This window comes from Streptosporangium heterodermiicola, assembly GCF_051390675.1.
Taxonomy (GTDB): Bacteria; Actinomycetota; Actinomycetes; order Streptosporangiales; family Streptosporangiaceae; genus Streptosporangium.
The window spans coordinates 265,712-288,607 of the sequence record NZ_JBPJSR010000011.1; the positions used below are offsets into that span (position 1 = coordinate 265,712).

Below are 22,896 nucleotides of genomic sequence, written 5' to 3' on the forward strand. Positions count from 1 at the left end.
CCGTGCGTGGTGGGGGCGGTGACGCCTGCGGGCAGCGGGCTCGCCGGTCATCGTGGGGCGCCGTCGGATCAGGAGCTCAGATTAGGAGCCTCAGATCAGGAGCAGGGTCTTCCCCAGGGCACTCCGTGACTCGATCGCGGCGTGCGCGGCCGCGGCGCGTTCCAGGGGGAAGGTCTGGCCGATGACCGGCCGGATCCGGCCCGCCAGCGCCTCCGACATCACCTGCTCGGCCCACCGCCCCATCCGTGGCCCGAAACCGAAGAGCTGCTCGATCCCGATCACCTCGACCGCGCGCCGTCGCGCCCGCGTGGGGTCGATCAGCGTGACCTCGCCGCTGGAGGCGCCGTGGACGGAGAAACGGCCACCGTCCGCCGTCACCTCGAACGCTGCCCGGCCGATCTCCCCGCCGACCCCGTCGAACACCACGTCGGGGCCCGCGCCACCGGTTACCTCACGCACCCGCTTCGCCCAGTCCGGGTCGGAGTAGTCGACCGCGGCCTCCGCCCCCAGGTCGCGAGCCAGTTCCAGCTTCCGCGCGCCGCGCGCGGCTCCGACGACCCTGGCGCCGGCCGCCCGAGCCAGCTGCACCAGCAGGCTGCCGACACCGCCGCCCGCCGCCTCGACCAGCACCCACTCCCCAGGACGAATCCGGGCTCCCTCGACCAGGCCCCACGCGGTGCTGCCGTCGGTGTGCAGGGCGACGGCTTCCGGTAGTCCCAGCCCTTCCGGCACCGGGATCAGGTCCTTCGCGGCGGCCACCGCACGCTCGGCGAAGCCGCCGGTCTCCCCGACGCCGGCGATGACGCGCCGCCCGGACCAGGCTGGATCCACGTCCTTCCCGAGCGAACTCACCCGGCCGGCCACCGTGCCGCCCGGCACGTACGGCAGCTCGGGCCTGCTGTGCCACCTGTCGACGCCACGCCGGATCTGCGTCTCGACGAACGTGATGCCCGCGACGGACACGTCGACCACCACCTGTCCCGGCCCGGCGACCGGCTCCGGGGCCTCGCCCGGGACCAGCACCTCGGGATTTCCGAAATTCGTGACCCTCACCCCCCGCACGTCAGTCGCTCCCTCGCGCCTGGCTGTCCGACACCGGTGCGGAGCAGTCTCCAACCTCGACCTCGATCGAGGTCAAGCGGCCGTGAGCCGCGCCCCCCGGACTCGCCGCGGCGGCCTCGACGATCGTGTGCCTCTTCCGCTCTCGCCGGTGATCGGCACCGGCCGATCCCGGGAAGCGATGAACGCTCGCTCCCTCCCCGGTCGGGCCCGCTCGTGAACGCCCCCGCAGATCCTCGGCGAGTGCTCACTCGCCCGGCGCGTGTCGCCGGAGGAAGTCCCGCGCCGCGGCCTGCCCGGCCCGCTCCCGGGCTGAGCCAGAAGCCCAGGTGATCCTCGTGTTCCATCCAGTACCGTTTCGCGCCGGGTATCCTCTCGGCCGCGAACCTCACAGCAGCACGGGGCCTTCGGTGCCGTACAGGTCGTACTCGATCGGACCGAGCCGTGTCATGGCGGTCCGCAGGTCGATCCGGACATCGGGGAGGATCGCCCGGCGTGGATCGGTGTCGATGCCGCCGTCCCAGAGGACGAGCCCGGCGACTCCCAGCGCCGGCGCCCCGACCAGAACGGCGAGCGTCACACTGACGATCCTGACGACTCCTCGTTTCCACATGGCTTCACATCCCTCGGGTATCCGGATCAGGGGAGGCGCCGAGCTTTTTCGACGGGTTCGCGCCCGGTGAGGACGGCGATGCCGATCATCAGCGCGAAAGCGGACAGACCGGTCAGAGTACGGATGGTGTGGAAGAGCTCCCACTTCTGCAGGATCTCGGAGTGACCGGCCGGGGCGGAGGTAGCGGCCCCTCGCCTGATGTGGGCGTGCAGCGGGATGTTGCCGAAGACCGTCACCAGCAGCGAAGTCACCGTCAGGGCACCGGCCCCGAGCGCCAGGCGCCGAGGCAGGCCACGGCCGGCGACGGCCAGGCCGAACGGGGTGAGGATCGCCAGCGCCATCGCACTCTGCATGACCGGCTCGTTGACCTCCGTCATCGCGGTGTGGAAGGTCAGACGCACGTCCAGCGGGACGGTCCTGAAGGTGGTGACCACGTTGGCCGCGTCGTGGACCTGGTCTCGGATGCCCGGTCAAGCCCGGATCGGGCCCTGTCCGGTGAAGAACATCCAACCTATTTCGTGCGGTCACATCTTCGTGTGATTGAGATGCGCGTTCCAGATGTGTCGATGTGTGTTCAAACCGCGTCTATTCCGCCCTGGCGACATCCGAGTCGACGGGTGGGTCCGATCGGCAGGTCAAGAGACATCGGATGTGAAGGCTTGTTTCAGCCTTGTTTCGGTGATATTTCCTTGTCTACCCCCCTCGTTGATCGGAGGAATTTGTGTGATCAAGTTCCCGCGCTCCAGACTGGGTATCGCGCTGTTAGGTGTGGTCGCGATGCTTGCCGGTATGAGTACGCCCACCTCGGCGCAGGCCCTGGCACTGCCCGCGACCGATGACCTGACCCTGTGGTACAACTCACCGGCCACCGACTGGGAGACTCAGGCGCTGCCGATCGGCAACGGCCCGCTGGGTGCGAAGTTGTTCGGGGGAGTGGCCTCCGAACAGATCCAGTTCAACGAGAAGACCCTGTGGACCGGCGGTCCCGGCGCCTCCGGCGGCTACAACCACGGCAACTGGACCTCCCCCCGGCCGGGGGCCATCGACAACATGCAGGCGCAGATCGACCAGAACGGCAGGATCACGCCGCAGACCGTCGCCAACGCGCTCGGCCAGGGCAAGACCAACTTCGGTTCCTACCAGACCTTCGGCGACCTGTTCCTCGACTTCGCCAACCCGCCGTCGAGCACCACGGGCTACCGGCGTGAGCTGAGCCTGCGCGAGGCCGTGGCCAGGGTCGGCTACACGGCGGGCGGCGTCGAGTACACCCGCGAGTACTTCGCCAGCAACCCCGGCAACGTGATCGTGGCCCGGATCTCGGCCAACCAGACCGGCCGGGTCTCCTTCACGCTGCGGCACACCTCACCGCGTACCGACAAGACCGTGACCGCCTCGAACGGACGGCTCACCATCCGCGGCCAGCTCGCCAACAACGGCCTGCGGTTCGAGGCCCAGGTGCAGGTGGTCAACCAGGGCGGCACCAGGACCGACTCCGGGGACAAGGTCACCGTCTCCGGGGCCGACAGCGTGATGCTGGTGCTGTCGGCGGGCACCAACTACTCCGACGGCTACCCGGCCTACCGGGGCGCCGACCCGCAGGCCGGGGTCACCTCGCGGGTGACCACGGCGGCGGCCAAGAGCTACGACGCGCTGAGGGCCGCGCACCTCGCCGACTACAAGAACCTGTTCGACCGGGTGAAGCTGAACATCGGCCAGACGAACCCGACGGTGCCGACGAACCAGTTGCGCAGCAACTACACGGGCGGTTCCTCGACGCAGGACCGGGCGCTGGAGGCGATGTTCTTCGCCTACGGCCGCTACCTGCTGATCTCCTCCTCGCGGGAGAACGACATCCTCCCGGCCAACCTCCAGGGCGTGTGGAACAACGTCACCAACCCACCCTGGGACGCCGACTACCACGTCAACATCAACCTGCAGATGAACTACTGGCCGGCCGAGCAGACCAACCTGCGCGAGACGACCAGACCGTACGACAGATACGTCGCGAGCATGGTCGCCCCGGGCAGGGTGACGGCCACCAACATGTACGGGGCCCGCGGCTGGGTGGTCAACAACGAGACCAACCCCTACGGCTTCACCGGCGTGCACAGCTACCCGCAGTCGTTCTGGTTCCCCGAGGCAGCCGCCTGGACGACCCAGCACATGTACGACAGCTACCGGTTCAGCGGCGACACGAACTACCTGCGCAACACCGCCTACCCGGCGATCAAGGGCGCGGCCGAGTTCTGGCTGGACTTCCTGCACACCGACCCGCGTGACGGCAAGCTCGTGGTCTCGCCCAGCTACTCGCCGGAGAACGGCGACTTCTCGGCGGGCGCGTCGATGTCCCAGCAGATCGTCCGGGAGGTGTTCACCAACGCGCTGGCCTCCGCCCGCACGCTGGGCGTGGACACCGCGTTCCAGAACGAGGTCAGCACCGCCCTGTCCCGGCTCGACCCGGGGCTGCGCGTCGGCCGCTGGGGCCAGCTCCAGGAGTGGAAGACCGACTGGGACTCCCAGACCGACACCCACCGGCACGTCTCACACCTGTTCGCCCTGCACCCGGGCAACCAGATCCTCCCCGGCACCACCGAGGCGGCGGCGGCCCGCGTCTCCCTGAACGCGCGCGGCGACGGCGGCACCGGCTGGTCCAAGGCGTGGAAGATCAACTTCTGGGCCCGGCTGCTCGACGGCACCCGCGCCCACAAGCTGCTCAGCGAGCAGCTCAAGTCCTCCACGCTGGACAACCTGTGGGACACCCACCCGCCGTTCCAGATCGACGGCAACTTCGGCGCGACCTCCGGGGTCGCGGAGATGCTCGTGCAGAGCCAGCACGACACCGTGCACGTGCTGCCCGCGCTGCCGGCCGCGTGGCCGACCGGCTCGGTGACCGGCCTGCGCGCCCGGGGTGACGTCACCGTGGACACCGCCTGGAGCGCCGGGAAGGCCACGACGATCACCCTGCGGACCGGCAAGACGGCCCCGGTCAAGGTCAGGACCGCCGCCGCCACCGGCACCTACCAGGTCAAGGACGAGGCGGGCGCCACGGTCACCGCCACGCGCACCGGCGACACGCTGGGCTGGAACGCCACCGCCGGGAAGACGTACACGATCACCTTCCAGCCGGGCGGCACCGGTGGCCAGACGGTGGAGGGTGAGGCGTTCACCTCGCAGTCGGGTGTGCAGCGGGCCGATCATCCGGGTGCCAGTGGTGGTGCTTCGGTGGGTTACATCGAGAACGGTGACTGGGCGGCGTACTCGGGGGTGAACACCTCCGGGTTGCGGACGTTCACCGCGCGGGTCTCCTCGGCGGGGTCGGGTGGGACGATCCAGATCCGGTCGGGGTCGGCGACCGGGACGTTGCTGGGGTCGGTGGCGGTGTCGCCGACAGGTGGCTGGGATACCTACGCGACGGTGTCGACGACGTTGAGCGGGTCGGCGTCGGGGCCGTTGTATCTGGTCTTCGTGGGGGGTGCCGGCAACCTGTTCGACGTCGACACCTTCACCGTCGGCACCGGTGGCACCAGCAGCCAGACGGTGGAGGGTGAGGCGTTCACCTCGCAGTCGGGTGTGCAGCGGGCCGATCATCCGGGTGCCAGTGGTGGTGCTTCGGTGGGTTACATCGAGAACGGTGACTGGGCGGCGTACTCGGGGGTGAACACCTCCGGGTTGCGGACGTTCACCGCGCGGGTCTCCTCGGCGGGGTCGGGTGGGACGATCCAGATCCGGTCGGGGTCGGCGACCGGGACGTTGCTGGGGTCGGTGGCGGTGTCGCCGACAGGTGGCTGGGATACCTACGCGACGGTGTCGACGACGTTGAGCGGGTCGGCGTCGGGGCCGTTGTATCTCGTCTTCGTGGGCGGTGGCGGCAACCTGTACGACGTCGACACCTTCACCGTCGCGACATGAGCCGACATGAGCCGACATGAGATGACGTGAGCTGCCATGAGCTGACGTGAGATGACGTGAGTCCGTCTCCGGGTGGGTGACCGCCCGGGGGCGGCGCGCCGGTCCGGCCGGGAGGCGTGGACGCGGCGCGCTACGCCTGTGGCGCGGCGACCTGTGGCCCGTGGCCGGGCGCGACGGATCCCTGGAGGACGAGGGCCGCCCCGCCGATGGCCGCGGCGTCGCGGGGATTGCTCGACAGGTCCACCTCCACCGCGTGCACCCCGCGTGAGAACGCCCGCTCCGCGAGGCGGCGGCGGATCTCGCTGACGTAGAGCGAACCGGCGACGGCGAAGCCCGGTCCCGCGAGCACGAGCGTGTCGAGGTCCCAAAGGTTGGCGAGCGTCAGGGCGCCGTCGGCGAGGAGCAGGGCCGACTCGTCGACCAGCGCGCGGGCCTGCCCGTCGCCGTAGATCGCCGCGCGGGCGAGGACGTCGAACGCCCGCGCGTCCGGGTCGTCGGAGCGTATCCCCAGGCGGTCGGCCAGGCCCGGGGTGGACCTGGCACGCTCCACGAGCGCGGCGGGGGCGGCGTACAGCTCAAGGCAGCCCCGGCCGCCGCAGCGGCACCGCTCGCCGTCGCGGATCACCGAGACGTGACCGATCTCCCCCGCGTTGGAGCTGGCGCCGCGATGGAGCGCGCCGTCGAGGACGACCCCGGAGCCGATTCCCGAGTTCATGTAGAGGCACCCGAAGGTCCGTTCCCGCGAGACCTGCCGTCCCCAGAACTCGCCCACGGCGGCCGCGGCGGCGTCGCTGTCGACGAGCACCGGCACGCCCAGCCTGGTGGTGAGGGCCTGGCCGAGGTCGAGGTCGGCCCACCGCTCCAGCCCAGGGAGCGCGAGGAACCTGCCCCGCGCCACGTCGACCGGGCCCGGGCCGACGACGGCGAGCCCCGCCACGCTCTGCGGCGACAGTCCCAGCCCCCGCGTGACGTCGCCGTAGAGGGCGGCCAGCTGGGCCACGACGTCCTCGGGCTTCTCTGCGGGAGGCGCGGAGACGAGCTCGCGCCCGATCGTGCCGCCCCGCGTGTCCGTCACGACGCACGTGATGGTGTCGGCCCCGACGCGGATCCCGACGCCGTATGCTGAGCGGGAGTTGATCACGAGCAGGGTCCGTGGCTTGCCGCCGGTGGCGACCGTGGCGCCGGTCTCGCGCACGACGCCGTCGTCGATCAGGCGCCGGACGATGTTGGAGATCGTCGGCTGGGTCAACCTGGTCGCCTCGACGAGCTCCACCCGGCTGATCGGCCCGGAGGACCGGATGAGGTCGACGACGAGCGCGCGGCTCCCGGGTCCCGCGGCCGCGGACTCTCGTCGGGCCACGCTCAACCGCCTCTCGCCCCGGCCGCACGTACGGCGGCACTACGTTACAGGGCACGAGGTTAGTTCACGAAGGCAGTGCGCGAGGGAGGGGCACCGATGGTCTCGGCATGGACGGGCACGGAGACGCGTCCGCGGACGGGCACGCCGGTGGGTCTCGCCCTCGTACGCGACGCCGAGGTCCTCGGCGCCGAGCCGTTCTTCCACGAGTTCATCGCGGGCATGGAGCGGGTCCTCGTCCCCCTCGGGGTGCCCGTGCTCCTCCAGGTGGTCGCCACGGTCGGGCAGGCGAGCGACCGGATGCGCGCGTGGGCGGCCCAGGGGCAGGTGCGGGGAGTGATCCTGATCGACCTGCTTCCCGGCGACGAGCGGGTCACGCTCGTCGGCGAGCTGGGCATGCCGGCCGTGGTCATCGGCGACCCGGTCACCGCCGGGGGGCTGCCGGCGGTGTGGACGCAGGACGAGGTGGCCATGCGCGACGTCGTCGCCGCGCTGGTCGCGGCCGGGCACGCGCATCTCGGCCATGTCGCCGGACCGGCGGAGATGGCGCACACGATCATCCGCCGCCGCACGTTCCACGCCGTCGCGTCGGAGCACGGCGTGCGGACGACGACCTTCGACGGCGACTACTCCGAGGCCGCCGGGGTGCGCGCCGTCACCGCCCTCGCGGGGATCGACGACCGGCCGACGGCGCTGGTCTTCGACAACGACGTCATGGCGCTGGGCGCGCTCCACGAGGCGCGCCGTCTCGGCCTGGGGGTCCCGTCGGACCTGTCCCTGGTGGCGTGGGACGACTCGGCCCTCTGCCAGCTCGCGGAGCCGCCGCTCAGCGCCGTCAGCCATGACGTGCAGGCGCTGGGCGAGCTGGTCGGCGACATCGTGGCCGAGGTCCTGGCGGGGGCCGCGCCGCGCGTGATCACGGCCGTGCCGGCGACGCTGGTCGTTCGCGGTTCGAGCATTTAATAGATTACTAATCTTTCTTATTGACTTCCGGTCGGCCCGTCCTGCACGCTGTGGTGCGGGCAGCGTCCGCAATGTTCACGCAACCCGTGAGTAACTTCCGGGACACACGCTTCCCGACCACCCCCCGGAACATCAGCAAAGGAAGCCCCATGCACCGCACCACGCCTCGGGCCGTACGCGGGGTGGCCGCGTTCGCCGCCGGAGCCCTGCTTCTCTCCCTCACCGCCTGCGGCTCCGACGAACCGGCAGGCCCGGCGACCGCGGCGAGCGGCGGCGGCTCCATCGACGTCGTCACCCGCTGGACGGCGGGCAACTCGGCCGCCGCGGCCCAGAAGCGCGTCTTCGACGCGTTCACCGCGGAGACGGGCATCAAGATCAACGTCATCGAGGGTCTCGAAGCCATCGACGACCAGGTGGAGACCGCCGTGGCGGCGGGCAAGTCCCCCGACCTGGTGATCGTCAACCTGTTCGACAAGACCGTGGGCTGGCTGGACGCGGGCGTCACGGTCCCCGTCGACCAGTACGTCAAGGACTGGGGCCTCGCGGACAGGATGAAGCCGGAGGCCCTCGACGAGTGGCGGGTCGGCGGCGTCGCCGGTGGCGAGATCCAGGGACTGCCGTTCTCCGGGTTCGGCTGGCCGCTCTGGTACAACACCGAGCTGCTGACCAAGGCCGGCGTCGCGGAGGTCCCGAAGACCACCGACGAGCTCGTCGCCGCCGCCAAGAAGCTGCGCGCCGCGGGCGTCGGGCCCGTCGCCGTCGGCGGCAACGACTGGAGCGGCCAGAAGCTCTTCTACCAGATCGCCCAGTCGTTCACCGACGCCGCGACGATCCAGAAGGTCATGAAGGAGGGCGGCTACTGCGCGACGCCGTCGGTCGTGAACGGCATCAAGCTCTTCACCGACCTGCGCGACGCCAAGGTGTTCGTCGACAACGCCGCAGGGCTCAGCGCCGACGACATGTACGCCTCCTACTACTCCGGCAAGGCCGCGATCATGTCCGCGGGCTCGTGGGCGTACACGGAGTCGAAGGCCTCGGGCACCGGGATCGAGACGCGCACGACCCTCGGCGGCTTCCCCGTCCCGGACGGCGCGGCCTACTCCAAGCCGACGGCCTACCAGGGCTTCACCGGCGTCGGATTCATGATCACGAAGCGGGGCGCCGAGCCCGACAAGATCGACAAGGTCCGGCAGCTCGTGACGAAGTTCTACGACCAGCCGACCGTCGGCGACTTCGTCAAGGACGCGAGCATCCTGCCGCCGGTCACCGGCGACTTCGCCTCCTCCGCGACCGACCCGCTGCTGAAGGCCTCGCTCGGCCTGGACGCCGAGGTCGACCACGCGGTCCTGCCCGACGTCTGGATCGGCGCCGCGTCCGACCCGATCACCCAGGTCCTCACCGGGGCCTACGGCGAGGCGACCCCGCAGGAGATCTGCGCGGGCCTCGACACCGCTACCAAGGGCTGAGGTCCGCTCGCCGAGTGGGGTCGCCGCGCCAGGCGGCCCCACCCCGCCCGAAGGAAAACGCACGATGTCACTGACCAGCACCCGTGTGCGGTCGCCCCGGGTCCTCTGGCTGACCGTCCCGTCTCTCGTGTGGTTCGCCGTCTTCTCGGTCGGCCCGCTCGCCGCCATGTTCGTCATCGCCACGCTGCGGTGGAAGGGGCTGCTGTACGAGCCCGCGTACATCGGCCTGGAGAACGTCGGACGGGTCCTCGCCGACCCGACGTTCCACGCCGCGGTGCGCAACAGCGTGATCCAGGTCGCCGTGGCGATCCCGGTGATGATCCCGCTCGCCTTCATGCTCGGCTACCACCTCGCCACCAAACCGCGCGGCTACCGGATCCTGTCGGTGCTCTACTTCTCGCCGGGCCTCATCTCCATCTCCATGACCGGGATGATCTTCTACGGGGTGCTGTCCCCGAACGGCGGGGTGAACGGCCTGCTGCGCGGCCTCGGCCTCGACTCCTGGGCCACCGCCTGGCTCGCCGACCCGGACACCGCGCTGCCGAGCCTCATCGCGATCGACCTGTGGCGCGGCGTCGGCTGGACGGCGGTGCTGTTCTCCGCCCGGCTGGCGAGCCTGCCGGCCGAGGTGGTCGAGGCGGCCCAGATCGACGGGGCGGGACGGATGCGGATCATGTGGCGGATCGCCTTCCCGATGGTGAGGGACTACGTCCGCACGCTGGCGATGCTGCAGTTCCTCTGGACGCTGTTCACCTCGGCCGCCCTCATCCTCCTGCTCACCAAGGGCGGGCCGGGCACCTCGTCGACCACGTTGTCGTACCTGGTCTACGCCAAGGCCTTCTCCCAGCGGGACCTCGGCTACAGCCAGGTGGCCGGCGTCGCGCTGCTCCTGCTCGGCGTCGCCGGGATGTTCCTCATCCGCGCGCTGCTGCGCGGCTCCGAGGAGGACTCCCGATGAACGAGCCACGCCGCACCCGTAGCCCGCTGGCGACGGTCCTGTCCTGGTCGTACGCGCTGGTCCTGGCGGCCCCGCTGTACTACCTCGCGGTCAGCGCGCTGAAGTCCAACATCGAGATCTTCACCCGGCCGTTCGCGCCGCCCGCGGACTGGCTGTGGGAGAACTTCGGCACCGCCTGGCGGACCGCCGACCTGGGGCGCGCCCTGCTCAACTCCGTGCTCGTCTCGCTCGTGGCCGTCGTGCTGACGTTGTGCCTCGCGGTGCCCGCGGCGTACGCGCTGGCCCGGACGGACAACCGGCTCGCCCGCGTGATCACGGGAGCGTTCTCCGCCGGGTTCCTCATCCCGCCGTTCGCCGCGCTGATCCCCACCGTGGTCCTCGCGATCCAGATGGGGCTCTACGGCACCCGCGAGTTCCAGATGCTGTTCCTGCCCGCGAGCGCGCTCCCGCTGTCGGTGCTCCTCCTCACGCAGTTCATGCGCACGGTGCCGAAGGCGCTGGTGGAGTCGGCCGCCCTCGACGGGGCCGGGCACTGGCGGCTGCTGGTCAGCGTCTTCGTGCCCATCGCGATGCCGGGCGTCGTCAGCGTGACGATCCTCCAGCTCCTCACGTTCTGGAACGAGTACCTGTTCTCACTGACCATCACCGGCACGGGCCCGGACGTGCGGACGGTCCAGGTCGCGCTGCCGACGCTCGTCTCCGACGCGACCAACCTCGGCGTCCTCGCGGCGGGCACGGTACTCACCGTCCTGCCGGTGTACGTCGTGTACTCGATCATGAACCGTCGTATGCAGGAAGCACTCACCGCAGGGGCTGTCAAGGGATGACGCAGATCACCACGCAGGTAACCACCTCCGCCGCCGTCCGGCTCGACCTCGGCGGCGAGTGGGAGCTGACCTGGGAGGCGGGCCCGCAGGACGTGCCGGAGGCCGTCCGCGCGGCGGCCGTTCCCGCGCGGGTGCCAGGCGAGGTGCACACGGCACTCCTCGCGGCCGGTCTCATCGCCGACCCCGACGTCGGGTGGGGCGAGCTGGCGCAGCGGTGGGTCGGCCACTCCCGCTGGGTCTACCGGCGCCACGTCCACTGGTCGCCGACGCCCGGGGCCCGCACCGACCTCGTGGCCGACGGCCTCGACACGATCGCCGACGTGTACGTCAACGGCCGCCGGGCCGGGGTCGCGCGTGACCAGCACCTGGCGTACCGGTGGCGGGTGGACGACGTCCTGCTGCCGGGCGACAACCTCGTCGAGGTGCGCTTCGCCTCGGCCTGGGAGGCCGCCCGCGAGCACGAACGCGCGCACGGCCCGCTGCCGAGCCCGTACGACGAGCCCTACGCGCACGTGCGCAAGGCCGCGGCCAACTTCGGCTGGGACTGGGGGCCGCACTACGTCACCGCGGGCATCTGGCGCGACATCCGGCTGGAGACCTACACCGGCAGGATCGACCACGTCCGGCCGCTCGTCCACCTCGACCCCGATCACACCGTCGCCCACGTGACGGCGCACGTGCGCGTGGACGCGCCGGAGGGCTCGGAGGTACGCGTCGAGCTGACCGGCCCGGCCGGGCGACCGGCCGGGTCGGCCGTAGGCACGGTCACCGGAGACGCCGGAGACGCCGGAGACGCCGGAGACGCCGGGAACGCCGGGAACGCCGGGAACGCCGGGAACGAGGTGGCGATCGTCCTGCGCGTCGACGACCCCGACCTGTGGTGGCCGGTCGGCCTCGGCGCGCAGCCGCTGTACCGCCTCCACGTGGAGCTCGGGCACGACGGCGTGACGCTCGACTCCACCGCCGTCCGGGTGGGCCTGCGCAGCGTCGCGGTCGACGAGACCCCCGACCCGCTCGGGACCCGCTGGGCGCTCGTCGTCAACGGCCGGACCGTGCGGGTACGCGGCTACAACTGGATCCCCGACGACACCTTCGCCAGCCGCGCCACGCCCGAACGGGTGGCGCACCGGATCGACCAGGCCGTCGCGGGGAACGCCAACCTCCTGCGCGTCTGGGGCGGCGGCCACTTCGCGACCGAGGAGTTCCTCGACGCCTGCGACGAGCGCGGCGTCCTGGTCTGGCACGACTTCCTCTTCGCCTGCGCCGCCTACAGCGAGGACGACGAGACGGCCGAGCTGGTGACCGCCGAGGCGGAACAGGCCGTCGCGCGGATGTCGGCCCACCCGAGCCTGGTGCTCTGGTGCGGCGGCAACGAGACGGTCCTCGGCTGGCACCACTGGGGGTGGGCCGACCAGATGGGCGTACGGGGGTGGGGCGCCCGCTACTACCTCGACGTGCTGCCCGGTGTGCTGGCCCGCCTGGACCCGACGCGGCCCTACGTGCCCAACTCGCCCTGGTCGGGGGCCGCCGACCGGGATCCGCTCGCCGACACGCACGGCCTGAGCCACCTGTGGGACGCCTGGAACGAGCGCGACTACGCCCACTACCGCTACCACGACCCGGCGTTCGTCGCGGAGATGGGCTGGTGCGGTCCCCCCGCGTGGACCACGCTCGGGCGCGTCGTCGTGGGCGAGACGCCCGGCCCCGACTCGCCGCAGACCCGTCACCACCTGCGCGCGATCGACGGCGTGCACAAGCTGACCCGCGGCCTCCAGCCGCACGTGCCCACCCCTCGCGACGACGCCGACTGGCACTTCGCGACCCAGGTGGTCCAGGCCCGCGCCGTCTCGGCGGGCGTCGAGTGGCTGCGCTCGCGCGAGCGCTGCGGCGGGGCCGTCGTCTGGCAGCTCAACGACTGCTGGCCGGTGATCAGCTGGTCGGCCGTCGACGGCGCGGGCGTCGAGAAGCCCCTCTGGCACGCCCTGCGCCACTCGTTCGCCCCCCGGCTGGCCACGATCCAGCCGGTGAGTCCCGGGCCGACCCACGACCCCACCGGCGACGAGGGGCTCGTGCTCGTGCTCGTGAACGACGCGGACGCCGACTGGAGCCCCGACGTCCTCGTACGACGGGTCGGCCTGGACGGCCACGAGCGCGCCAGGACGCGGGTGCGGGCCGTCTGCCCGCCCGGCGGCCTCGTCCGGCTCGCCGTCGACCCCGAGGTCGGGTCGCCCGCCGACCCCCGGGCCGAGCTGCTCGTCGTCGACGCCGACGGGGTGCGGACCACCTGGGCCTACCGCCCGGAGCGGGAGCTGGCGGCCCCGCGACCCGAGCGCGCCGTCGACGTCACCGTCTCCGACGGCGCGCTGCGTGTCACGGTCACCGCGGTGACCACGCTGCGCGACGTGTGCGTGTTCGCCGACCGGCTCGCGGAGCCGCTCGGCCTGGAGCCGCCCTCGCTCGTCGTGGACGACGCCCTCGTCACGCTCCTGCCGGGCGAGAGCCACGTGTTCCGAATCACCCGCCGAGACGGCGGCGCGATCTCCCCCGACCGCGCCGCCGCTCTCCCCATCGCTCTGCTCGATCTGTCGGTCCGGTCCTTCGGCGAGGTCACCGGCCCCATTGGGAAGTCGATCCGCAACGAAGGAACAGGATGAAACTCCGAAGGAACCTGAGAATCGCGCTCGGCGCGATACTGAGCGCCGTCATGGTCACATCGGCGCTGCCGTCGATCGCGGCGGCGCAGGCCACCCAGGCCGTCCAGGCCGGTCGCCAGATCCACGTGGCCAAGGACGGGAAGGACACGAACGCCGGTACGGCGGCCGCGCCGTACCTGACGATCAACCGCGCGGCGCAGGAGGCGCAGCCCGGCGACACGGTGCTCGTCCACGCCGGGCTGTACCGCGAGACGGTCAAGCCCGCCCGGGGCGGCGACGGCGAGGCCGGCCGCATCACCTACACCAACGCCGGTGACGGCGAGGTGGTCGTCAAGGGCTCGGAGGAGATCGACACCTGGGCCCGGCACAGCGGCGACGTGTGGAAGGTCACGCTGCCGGCGAGCTTCTTCGGCGACTACAACCCGTACGCCACCGGGCAGCCCCAGGGCGGCGAGGGCGGCTCCTTCCCCGGCTACACCGCCGGTGACGTGTACTTGAACGAGCAGGCCTACTACGAGAAGGCGTCGCTGGCGAGCGTGCAGTCGGCGGCGGGCACCTGGTTCACCGAGGTGGCGGGTGGCACCACCACCGTCTACGCCAACTTCGACGGCGCCGACCCGAACGCCAAGCTGGCGGAGATCAACGTGCGCCGCCAGGTGTTCGCGCCCGACGCGTGGGGCCTGGGCTACATCACCGTCCGGGGCTTCACCGTCAAGCACGCGGCGGGCACCTACTCCGACTTCCCGAGCAGCCCCTCCCGGCGGCAGGCGGGCGCGATCAGCGTCAACGGCGGCCTGAGGTGGATCATCGAGCAGAACACCGTCGTCAACGCGCGCACGATCGCCATCGACATCGGCCTCGGCTGTGACGAGTGGGCCGGAAACCGGCCAGGCCAGACCCGGACGCACTTCCGCGACACCGCCAAGTACGGCTCGCACATCGTCCGCAACAACTACATCGGCAAGTCCGGCCAGTCCGGCATCGCGGGCGTCTTCTCCTGGAACTCCGAGATCCTGTACAACCTCATCGAGGACACGAACTACCGCGGCGAGTTCAGCGGCGCGGAGACGGCCCCGATCAAGGTCCACTACATGAACGAGGGGCTCATCAAGGGCAACTACCTCAAGAACTCGAAGGGCGGCAACTCCGCCGGCATCTGGACCGACTGGGGCAACCAGAACGTCCGCGTCACCGGCAACATCGTGCTGAACAGCCCGTGGGGCTACTACGCCGAGGCCGTCCACGGCCCGATCCTGGTGGACAACAACGTCTTCATCGGCAACAGCGACATCCGGATGCTGGACGCCACCGGCGTCGTGTACGCCAACAACCTGTTCGTCGACAACGGCCGCATCGCCGTGGACGGCGGCGGCCGGGACAACTACTACTTCCAGCCCGGCACGATGAACGAGACGAGCGCCCCCAACCCGGTCCAGAAGTTCTTCTGGTACAACAACCTGGTCCAGGGCTCGACGCTGCCGAACGACGCGACCGGCAAGACGCACGTCAAGGAGGGCAACTCCACCGGAGTCCTGTCCGGCGTCCAGGTCACCGCGACCAACCGGGAGATGAAACTCGGCTTCACCCTCGACGCCTCCGGAATCAACGGCCTGACGCCCGCCACCAAGGCGAGGGTCGGGATCATCCCGCTCGCGGGCGAGAGCATCGCCGCCGACGTGACCACCGACTTCTTCGGCCAGCCGGTCAACGCCGGGAACGTGATGGCCGGGCCGTTCGCCGCCGCGAGGAACGGCGCCAACTCCTTCACCCTGTGGCCTCCGGCGGGCCAGACCGTGCCGACCCCGCCCGCGCCGCCGGTCGACGCGCCGGTCAACCTGTCGCGGAACCCCGGCGCGAAGGCCACCGCCTCCTACGAGGACGCCAACCTGCTCGCCGCGAACGCGATCGACGGCAACGGCTCCTCACGCTGGTCGAGCGACCACAGCAACGACCCCAACGCGTGGGTCCAGGTCGACCTCGGCGACGAGTACGACGTGTCCAGGGCGGTCCTGTCGTGGGAGGCGGCCTACGCGAAGTCGTACAGGATCCAGATCTCGGGCGACGGCTCGCGGTGGACCGACGCCTTCTCGACCACGACCGGCGCCGGTGGCGTCGAGACCGTGCAGATCCGCAAGAAGGCACGCTACGTCCGCATGCAGGGCGTCCTGCCGCAGACGCAGTACGGGTACTCCCTGTACGAGTTCGAGATCTACGGCACGCCCGTCGTGCCGGAGGTCCCGGTCAACGTCGCGCTGAACCTGGCGCCGTCGGCGTACACGGCGTCGTCGCAGTCCAACGACGGCAGCGGCGAGACCAACAGCCAGCCGCAGAACGACCGCTCCGCGTTCCGCGCCTTCGACGGCAACCCCGCCACGCGCTGGGGCTCCAACCCCGGGGACACCAACTGGCTCCAGGTCGACCTGGGCAGGACGCACGTCCTGGACAGGGTCGTGCTCAGATGGGAGGCCGCCTACTCCTCGGCGTACAAGATCCAGACGTCGGAGAACGGCACCGCGTGGAAGGACGTCCGCTCCCACGACGACTCCGCGCCCACCGGCGACCACGTCGACGAGATCGCGCTCGACCCGGCGGCGGAGGGACGCTACGTCCGCGTGCAGGGCACCAGGGCGGCGACCCAGTGGGGGCTGTCGCTCTGGGAATTCGAGGTGTACGGCGCGGTGAAGCCCGCCGACGCCGGTCCGAGCTGGCCGATGACGGCGCAGCTTCAGGTGAGCGAGGTGGCGGCCACCGGGGCGAAGGTCACCTGGCCCGCCGCCGACGGCCAGGGGGTGACCGGCTACAAGGTCTACCTCGGCCAGGCGCTGAAGGCCACGCTCGGCGCTGACGCCCGCGCCTACGCCGTGACGGGACTGGCCGCGGGCCGGACCTACACCGTGAAGGTGACGGCGCTCAGCGCCGGTGGCGTCGAGAGCCAGGGCCTGACGAGGACGTTCACGGCGCCCGGCAACCCGGCGACGAGGGCGCTGTCCACCTCCTACCCGCGCACCTACGCGGACTGGGAGGAGGGCCTGCTCGCGGGCGACGGCAAGCAGGGCGTCATCGTCTTCGGCGACCCGCGTGCCGAGACGGTCGTCTTCAACGACCGGGACTTCTTCATGGCCCGGTCGGAGAACCGTCCCCACCGGACGTTCAACACCGTCAGCGCGGCGAACATCAAGAGGATCAGGGACCTGCTGATCGCCGGGAGGTACCAGGAGGCCAACCAGCTCGCGGCCGACGTGCAGGGCTACCAGGGCGGCGGCGAGGGCAGCAAGCACCCGGGCTTCAAGATGACCCTCCAGAGCCCGGCCGCCGGAGAGGTCGTCAACTACGTCCGGTCCACCGACTACTCCTCCGGCGTCGTCTCGGTGAACTGGACCGACGACAAGGGCGACTGGAAGCGCGACACCTTCGTGTCGCAGACCGACGGCGTCACCGTCCAGCACCTGCCCGCCCCGGCCGGGCAGAAGCTCGACGTCAGGCTCGGCCTGTCGATCGACCCCGGCATGAACCTGCTCAACAAGGGCCTGACGGCCGTCAACGCCTCCACCGTCGACCACCTCGACCTGCGGGTGAAGTACCCGAACGGCAGCTACAACGCCGGGTACGAGGGCGTCACGCGGATCGTGACGGACGGCGTCAGGACGATGGCCGGCACCGACGTGCAGGTCACCGGCGCGACCTACGTGACGCTGCTGTCGCTGACCCAGCGCTACGACGGCACCTACGAGGGCGGCGTGCCCGCCGAGCAGGACTGGGGCAAGCGGCTCCTGCAGACGAGACTGGCGGCGCTCCCGGGCGACTACCAGACGCTTCTCACCCGCCACGCGGCCAAGCACAGCGAGATCTTCGACCGCGTCTCCGTCGACTTCGGGGCGAGCCCCGAGGACCGCTCGAAGTCCAACGAGGAACTGCTCGCCCAGCAGAAGACCGCGAACACGCCGAACCTGGCGCTGTTCGAGCGGCTGTTCGCCTCCGGCCGCTACCACCTGATCGGTTCGAGCAGCGCGACGGCCCCGCCCGACCTGCTCGGCAACTGGACCGGCGACAGCAACGTCGGCTGGGACGGCTACTACCACCTGGACGCCAACCTCAACCTGCAGATCTCCGGCGGCAACATCGGCGACCTGCCGGAGGTGATGGCTGGCTACTGGGCGATCAACAAGGCGTGGCAGAAGGACTTCAGGACCAACGCCCAGAAGCTGCTCGGCACCCGGGGCATGCTGACGGGCGGCAACACGCCCAACGGCGAGGGCCTCATCTCCAACATCAACTTCGACTACCCGTACCAGTACGTCACGGGCGGCGAGTCGTGGCTGCTCTACCCGTTCTGGGAGCACTACCAGATCACCGGCGACCGGACGTTCCTGGAGCAGCAGTACTACCCGCTGATCAGGGACATGGGTGACTTCTACCAGGACTTCCTCGTCGAGAAGGACGCCAACGGCAAGTACGTCTTCGCCGGGTCCATCTCGCCGGAGAACCGCCCGGCCGGCGGCGTGCCGCTCTCGGTCAACTCGGTGTACGACATCGCCGGAGCCCGGTTCGCGCTCTCGACCCTGATCGAGACGAGCAAGACGCTCGGAAAGGACCAGGACAAGATCGCGATCTGGCAGGAGAAGCTCGACAACCTGCCGCCGTACCTGGTCAACAACGACGGCGCGCTCGCCGAGTGGGCCTGGCCCGACCTGGCGAACAAGAACGCCTACCAGCACCGGCACTCCAGCGGCCTGATGCCCGTCTGGCCGTACGGCGAGGTCACGCCGGAGAAGAGCAGGCCGCTGTACGACGCGGCCAAGGTGTTCCTGCAGAAGAAGGACGGCGGCAGCTACGAGAACGCCGGCCACGGCCTGCTGCACGGCGCGCTGATCGCCGCCAACCTGAACAACGCCGACTCCGTCAACGCGAAGCTGATGCGGTTCGCCAAGGACGACTACTACTACAGCAGCCTGGCGACGTCGCACTACAACAACAAGGGCGTGTTCGCCACCGACGTCGTCAACTCCGTACCGACGATCATGATGGAGATGCTGGCCACGACCGACCCCGGCACGCTGGAACTGCTTCCCGCGCTGCCCAAGGGCCTGAGGAAGGGCTCCATCTCCGGCATGCTGGGCAAGAGCCGGTTCAGCATCGACGACCTCGACTGGGACACCGACACCCGCAAGGTGAAGGTGACGCTCACCTCCGACGTCGACCAGAACCTCACCCTGATCCAGCGCGACGGCATCGAGCAGATCACCGGTGCCGGAATCCAGATCCAGGACTCGCCGCTCGGGAACATCGCCCGCGTCCTTCCCCTGAGGAAGGGCCAGACGGTCACGCTCGACCTCACCCTGAGGGACACCTCGCGGGTCAACCTGGCCCTGAACAAGCCCGCGACCGCCTCCTCGCAGTCCGGCGCCGACCAGGCCGCCGCCAAGGCGTTCGACGGCGACCAGGTCTCCCGCTGGGCCGCGAACGAGAACGCCGACAACTGGCTCCAGGTGGACCTGGGCGGCATCTACGCCCTCACCGAGGTCGGCCTGCGCTGGGAGGCCTCCTACGCCAAGCGCTACAAGATCCAGGCGTCGATCGACGGCAAGGCGTGGAAGGACATCCACACCCAGGCCAATTCGCCCGGCGGCACCGAGCGGATCCCGGTGAGCGCGCTGGGCCGCTACGTGCGGATGCAGGGCGTGGAGAAGTCCGGCCAGTGGGGCTACTCGCTCCACGAGATGGAGGTCTACGGACGGGAGGCGCCGAACATCGCCCTCGGCAAGACGGCCACCGCGTCGTCGGCGTCCAACGCCCAGCAGACGGCCGCCGCCGCCTTCGACGGCGACGGCACCACCCGCTGGGGCGCGAGCGAGTCGGCCGACAACTGGCTCCAGGTGGACCTGGGGGACACCTACACCGTCCACCAGGTCGCCATCGACTGGGAGGACTCCTACGCCAAGGGATACAAGGTGCAGACCTCTCCCGACGGCCGGACGTGGACCGACAGGTTCACCGAGACCGCCGGGAACGGCGGCACGGACCTCGTCGACCTGAACGCCGACACCCGCTACGTCCGGATGCTGGGCACCGCGAAATCCGGCCAGTGGGGCTACTCGATCTACGAGATGAGGGTCTACGGCGCTCTCCCCGACACCGCGACCACCATCCTCGTCTCGGGGGTCACGGACGGCACCGAGTACGGCAACAGCCAGGACGTGACCATCGCCTGGGAGGTCGCCGGGACCGGGGTCAAGACCGTGACCGGCACGCTGGACGGCCGGCCGTTCACGTCCGGGACCGTCCAGCGGCTCCACACGCTCGCCCTGGGCGAGCACACGCTCACCGTCACCGTCGAGACCGAGTCCGGCGGCACGTCCGAGCAGTCGGTGACGTTCACCACCGTCACCTCGACCGACGAGATCTCCGCCCTGATCGAGCGGCTCCAGGCCGTCAGCCAGCTGTCGCCCACCGGTGCCGCGAAGCTCCAGGACAAGATCTCCAAGGTCATGGTCTCCGAGGACAAGGAACGCGAGCGGGACAAGAAGAAGATCGTCAAGAAGCTCGACCGCTTCGTCGAGGCGGTCAACGACCCGAAGACCGTCTCCGACCCGGCGGTGAGGACGACGCTCGTCCGCGACGCCAACGCGCTGATCGTGGAGAACGGCGGCACGCCCGTCCAGGCCTGACCGGCGGTGCCGGGCCTTCGTCCCGGCACCCTTCCTGACGAAACCTCACCAAGGGGTGTCCCGCGATCCGCGGGGCGCCCCTCTCGCGTCCGGTACCGGGCGCCTCACGGCGGGCCGGGGGTACGCGTCGGGTCACGCCGACGAGAGTCCGTCCGCGGGGGTGAGACGGCCCCCGAAGGTGACGCCGAGGCCGGGGGATGGGCTGCTCAGGAGGTCGTCAGGTAGCCCGCGAGGGCGCCTCGGCTGCGCTGGAGGTCGTCGATGCGCTCGTCCATGGCCGCCAGTTCGCCGTTGAGGATGTCCCACAGGTCCGCGCACCACTCGAACTCCGGGCGCTCGCCCCGCGCGCACGGCAGCACGGAACGGATCACCTCGGTGGACAGGCCCGCCCTCAGCAGGGCACGCACCTGCCGCACGGAGACCACGGAGTCCTCGCCGTAGTGGCGGTAGCCGTTCGGGCCGCGCCTGACGTCGAGCAATCCCTGCTCCTCGTAGTAGCGCAGCAGCCTCTGGGGCACCCCGGTACGCCGGGACAGCTCTCCGATCAGCATGTGACCTTCCCCACCCGAGGTTGACCTTTCCATCGATGTGAACCCTTAACGTCGCCTCGTGAACGGACATTCCGGTCCGGGGTGTCCGCGTGATCATCAACGGCCCCGTTCGATCTCGTCCTGCTGGAGTGACGCATGTCCGCTTTCGTGGTTCACCGTGACGGCCGGGTGGCGAGTGCCGAGGAGCTGGCGCCGCTCGCCTTCGCGGGCTACGCCCACTTCACCGCCATGCAGGTGCGCGGAGGCCGGGTACGTGGTCTCGACCTCCACCTGGAGCGGTTGCGGTCCGCCTCCGTGGAGTTGTTCGGCCGGGCGTTGCCCGACGACCTGGTGCGGGCACGTCTGCGGGCGGCGCTGCGGGACGGCCCGGCCGACCTCTCGCTGACGGCAACCGTGTACTCCCCGGCGGGCGAGTTCACCGTGGTGGGGGCCGATGTGCGGCCCGAGCTGCTGGTACGGACCCGGCCGGCCGCGTCCGGCCCGCGAGGACCGCTCGCGCTCGCGGCGGTCGAGCACGAACGGGTCCTGCCCGCCGTGAAGCACGTCGGGGAGGTGGCCAAGACGTACTTCCTGCGCCAGGCCGTCGGCCGGGGCTTCGACGACGTCGCCTTCGTCGACCGCCGGGCCCGGCTCAGCGAGGGGTCGATCTGGAACCTGGCCTTCTGGGACGGCACCGCGGTGGTGTGGCCGGAGGCCGAGATGCTGGGCGGCATCACGATGGCCGTCGTCCGCAGGCAGCTGGATCGCCTCGGCGTACCCCAGCGCGTCCAGGAGGTCACGCTCGCCGACCTGCCGGCGCTGGCCGGGGCCGTGGTCATGAACTCGTGGACGCCGGGCGTGGCGGTCCACCGGATCGGCTCCGTGCCCCTGCCGGAGGCGCCGTCCTTCGTTTCGTCGCTGCACCGGGCCTACCGGGCCGAGCCGCTCACCGCGCCGTGAGGGCGCCGGTCCGGCCGCGCCCGCGAACCGCGCCGCGAGAGCGGCCGGCCTGTCCTGTTCGGCCGGTTTGTCCCGTTCGGTCGCTCCCGCGGACCCGCCGGCCCGGCACGTCCACGACCCGCCGGGTCACCCTTCGGTCTTCCCGGCACGCGAGGTGCCGGTGGACGGGACGTCAGGGCGGAAAGCCGGCCGGCGACCACCGGCGGGAGCGATCAGGGGCGATCAGGGGCGATCGGGAACGGCCGGGGGCCGGGGGTTCGTACGTTTCACGGGATCACGCGTAGTGCTTCACGGGATCACGAGTAGTAGGGATCGCGCGTGGTCAGGGGTCACGCGTGGTCAGGGATTACGCGTGGTCAGAGGTTACGCGTAGAGGAAGTAATAGCGGTAACGGCCCTCCCACTCGCATGAGTAGTCGTCCCACCAGTCCTGGTTGACGCCCTGGGTGCCGACCCGCTCGCACTCCGAGTGCTCCCTGAAGACGCCGGCCAGCCTGTCGGCCTCGGCTTGCGCCGGTGTGGCGCCGATCGTCAGCGACACTCCGAGGACCATGACGGCCGAGACGAGAACAGCGCTTACCTTTCGCATTCGTCCTCCTGTGACTGTGGAGATCATGACGGTGGACATTATCACTCGTCACGCGTCAGGAAAATTGTCATGTCCGAATTAGTCGGAAGATTGGGCCGAAACTCCCATCGACGTCGTCATCGGACGTCTTGTGTTTCATGGGTGTTTACCGCCGGTAAATCGGGCATTCCTTCCCTGGTCGCCCGCGCCGGCCGCCGTCCAATTCGAGACCTGGCGGCCTTGAAAGACCTCGCAGGCGCGTATCCGACTGCCTGTGCATGCCATGGATGATCTGTAGGGTCTTCGTACCACATGATCTACAAAGTACGATTTATGCCGCTTTTCCGGCTCAATTGAAACGACATGCG

General features: G+C 70.3%; 14 protein-coding genes. 8 read left to right on the plus strand and 6 right to left on the minus strand.

Going from position 1 to position 22,896, the window contains the following annotated elements; translation table 11 throughout:
* Window positions 1-90: 90 nt before the first annotated feature.
* The 3 genes from ACSC1Q_RS24655 to ACSC1Q_RS24665 form a co-directional block, all read right to left on the minus strand.
* Window positions 91-1,053, minus strand: a complete 963-nt coding sequence (locus ACSC1Q_RS24655) for a zinc-binding dehydrogenase (protein WP_436761070.1) — start codon at window positions 1,051-1,053, stop codon at window positions 91-93.
* Window positions 1,054-1,447: 394 nt separating this feature from the next.
* Window positions 1,448-1,639, minus strand: a complete 192-nt coding sequence (locus ACSC1Q_RS24660; protein WP_436761071.1) for a hypothetical protein — start codon at window positions 1,637-1,639, stop codon at window positions 1,448-1,450.
* A gap of 59 nt (window positions 1,640-1,698) precedes the next feature.
* Complete coding sequence (locus ACSC1Q_RS24665; RefSeq protein ID WP_436761072.1) at window positions 1,699-2,106, minus strand: anthrone oxygenase family protein; 408 nt, start codon at window positions 2,104-2,106, stop codon at window positions 1,699-1,701.
* A gap of 355 nt (window positions 2,107-2,461) precedes the next feature.
* On the opposite strand from ACSC1Q_RS24665, the gene ACSC1Q_RS24670 reads away from it, so the two are divergent.
* Complete coding sequence (locus tag ACSC1Q_RS24670) at window positions 2,462-5,581, plus strand: glycosyl hydrolase family 95 catalytic domain-containing protein (protein WP_436761073.1); 3,120 nt, start codon at window positions 2,462-2,464, stop codon at window positions 5,579-5,581.
* Between the two features lie 130 nt (window positions 5,582-5,711).
* On the opposite strand, the gene ACSC1Q_RS24675 is transcribed toward ACSC1Q_RS24670, so the two are convergent.
* Complete coding sequence (locus tag ACSC1Q_RS24675) at window positions 5,712-6,941, minus strand: ROK family transcriptional regulator (protein ID WP_436761074.1); 1,230 nt, start codon at window positions 6,939-6,941, stop codon at window positions 5,712-5,714.
* Between the two features lie 96 nt (window positions 6,942-7,037).
* Here ACSC1Q_RS24675 and ACSC1Q_RS24680 point away from each other — a divergent pair, with 96 nt between their 5' ends.
* From ACSC1Q_RS24680 to ACSC1Q_RS24705, 6 genes are all read left to right on the plus strand, one after another.
* Window positions 7,038-7,901 carry a LacI family DNA-binding transcriptional regulator gene (locus ACSC1Q_RS24680; protein ID WP_436761075.1) on the plus strand — a complete coding sequence of 288 codons (864 nt, stop codon included), beginning with the start codon at window positions 7,038-7,040 and terminating at the stop codon, window positions 7,899-7,901.
* Between the two features lie 149 nt (window positions 7,902-8,050).
* Window positions 8,051-9,367, plus strand: coding sequence for an ABC transporter substrate-binding protein (locus ACSC1Q_RS24685; protein ID WP_436761076.1), 1,317 nt, complete (start codon window positions 8,051-8,053; stop codon window positions 9,365-9,367).
* A 64-nt stretch (window positions 9,368-9,431) separates the two neighbouring features.
* Window positions 9,432-10,325, plus strand: a complete 894-nt coding sequence (locus ACSC1Q_RS24690) for a carbohydrate ABC transporter permease (RefSeq protein ID WP_436761077.1) — start codon at window positions 9,432-9,434, stop codon at window positions 10,323-10,325.
* The gene (locus ACSC1Q_RS24695) at window positions 10,322-11,152 is read left to right on the plus strand and encodes a carbohydrate ABC transporter permease (RefSeq protein ID WP_436761078.1); all 831 of its coding nucleotides are present in this window, start codon (window positions 10,322-10,324) and stop codon (window positions 11,150-11,152) included. The genes ACSC1Q_RS24690 and ACSC1Q_RS24695 overlap by 4 nt, the downstream gene beginning before the upstream one ends.
* Window positions 11,149-13,806: a glycoside hydrolase family 2 protein gene (locus ACSC1Q_RS24700; RefSeq protein WP_436761079.1), complete on the plus strand. Its 2,658-nt coding sequence runs from the start codon at window positions 11,149-11,151 to the stop codon at window positions 13,804-13,806. Before ACSC1Q_RS24695 ends, ACSC1Q_RS24700 begins: the two co-directional genes overlap by 4 nt.
* A complete protein-coding gene (locus ACSC1Q_RS24705) occupies window positions 13,803-20,471 on the plus strand; it encodes a discoidin domain-containing protein (protein WP_436761080.1) in 6,669 nt (2,222 codons plus the stop codon). Before ACSC1Q_RS24700 ends, ACSC1Q_RS24705 begins: the two co-directional genes overlap by 4 nt.
* Before the next feature lie 206 nt (window positions 20,472-20,677).
* On the opposite strand, the gene ACSC1Q_RS24710 is transcribed toward ACSC1Q_RS24705, so the two are convergent.
* On the minus strand, window positions 20,678-21,022 hold the full coding sequence (locus tag ACSC1Q_RS24710) for a MerR family transcriptional regulator (protein ID WP_436761081.1): 345 nt from the start codon (window positions 21,020-21,022) through the stop codon (window positions 20,678-20,680).
* 135 nt (window positions 21,023-21,157) lie between these two features.
* Between ACSC1Q_RS24710 and ACSC1Q_RS24715 the strand changes: the two genes are divergently transcribed.
* Entirely contained in the window at window positions 21,158-21,961 is an 804-nt protein-coding gene (locus ACSC1Q_RS24715) for an aminotransferase class IV family protein (protein WP_436761082.1), read from the plus strand.
* Window positions 21,962-22,324: 363 nt separating this feature from the next.
* Here ACSC1Q_RS24715 and ACSC1Q_RS24720 read toward each other — a convergent pair whose 3' ends face one another.
* Window positions 22,325-22,549 carry a hypothetical protein gene (locus tag ACSC1Q_RS24720; RefSeq protein ID WP_436761083.1) on the minus strand — a complete coding sequence of 75 codons (225 nt, stop codon included), beginning with the start codon at window positions 22,547-22,549 and terminating at the stop codon, window positions 22,325-22,327.
* Window positions 22,550-22,896: the final 347 nt, after the last annotated feature.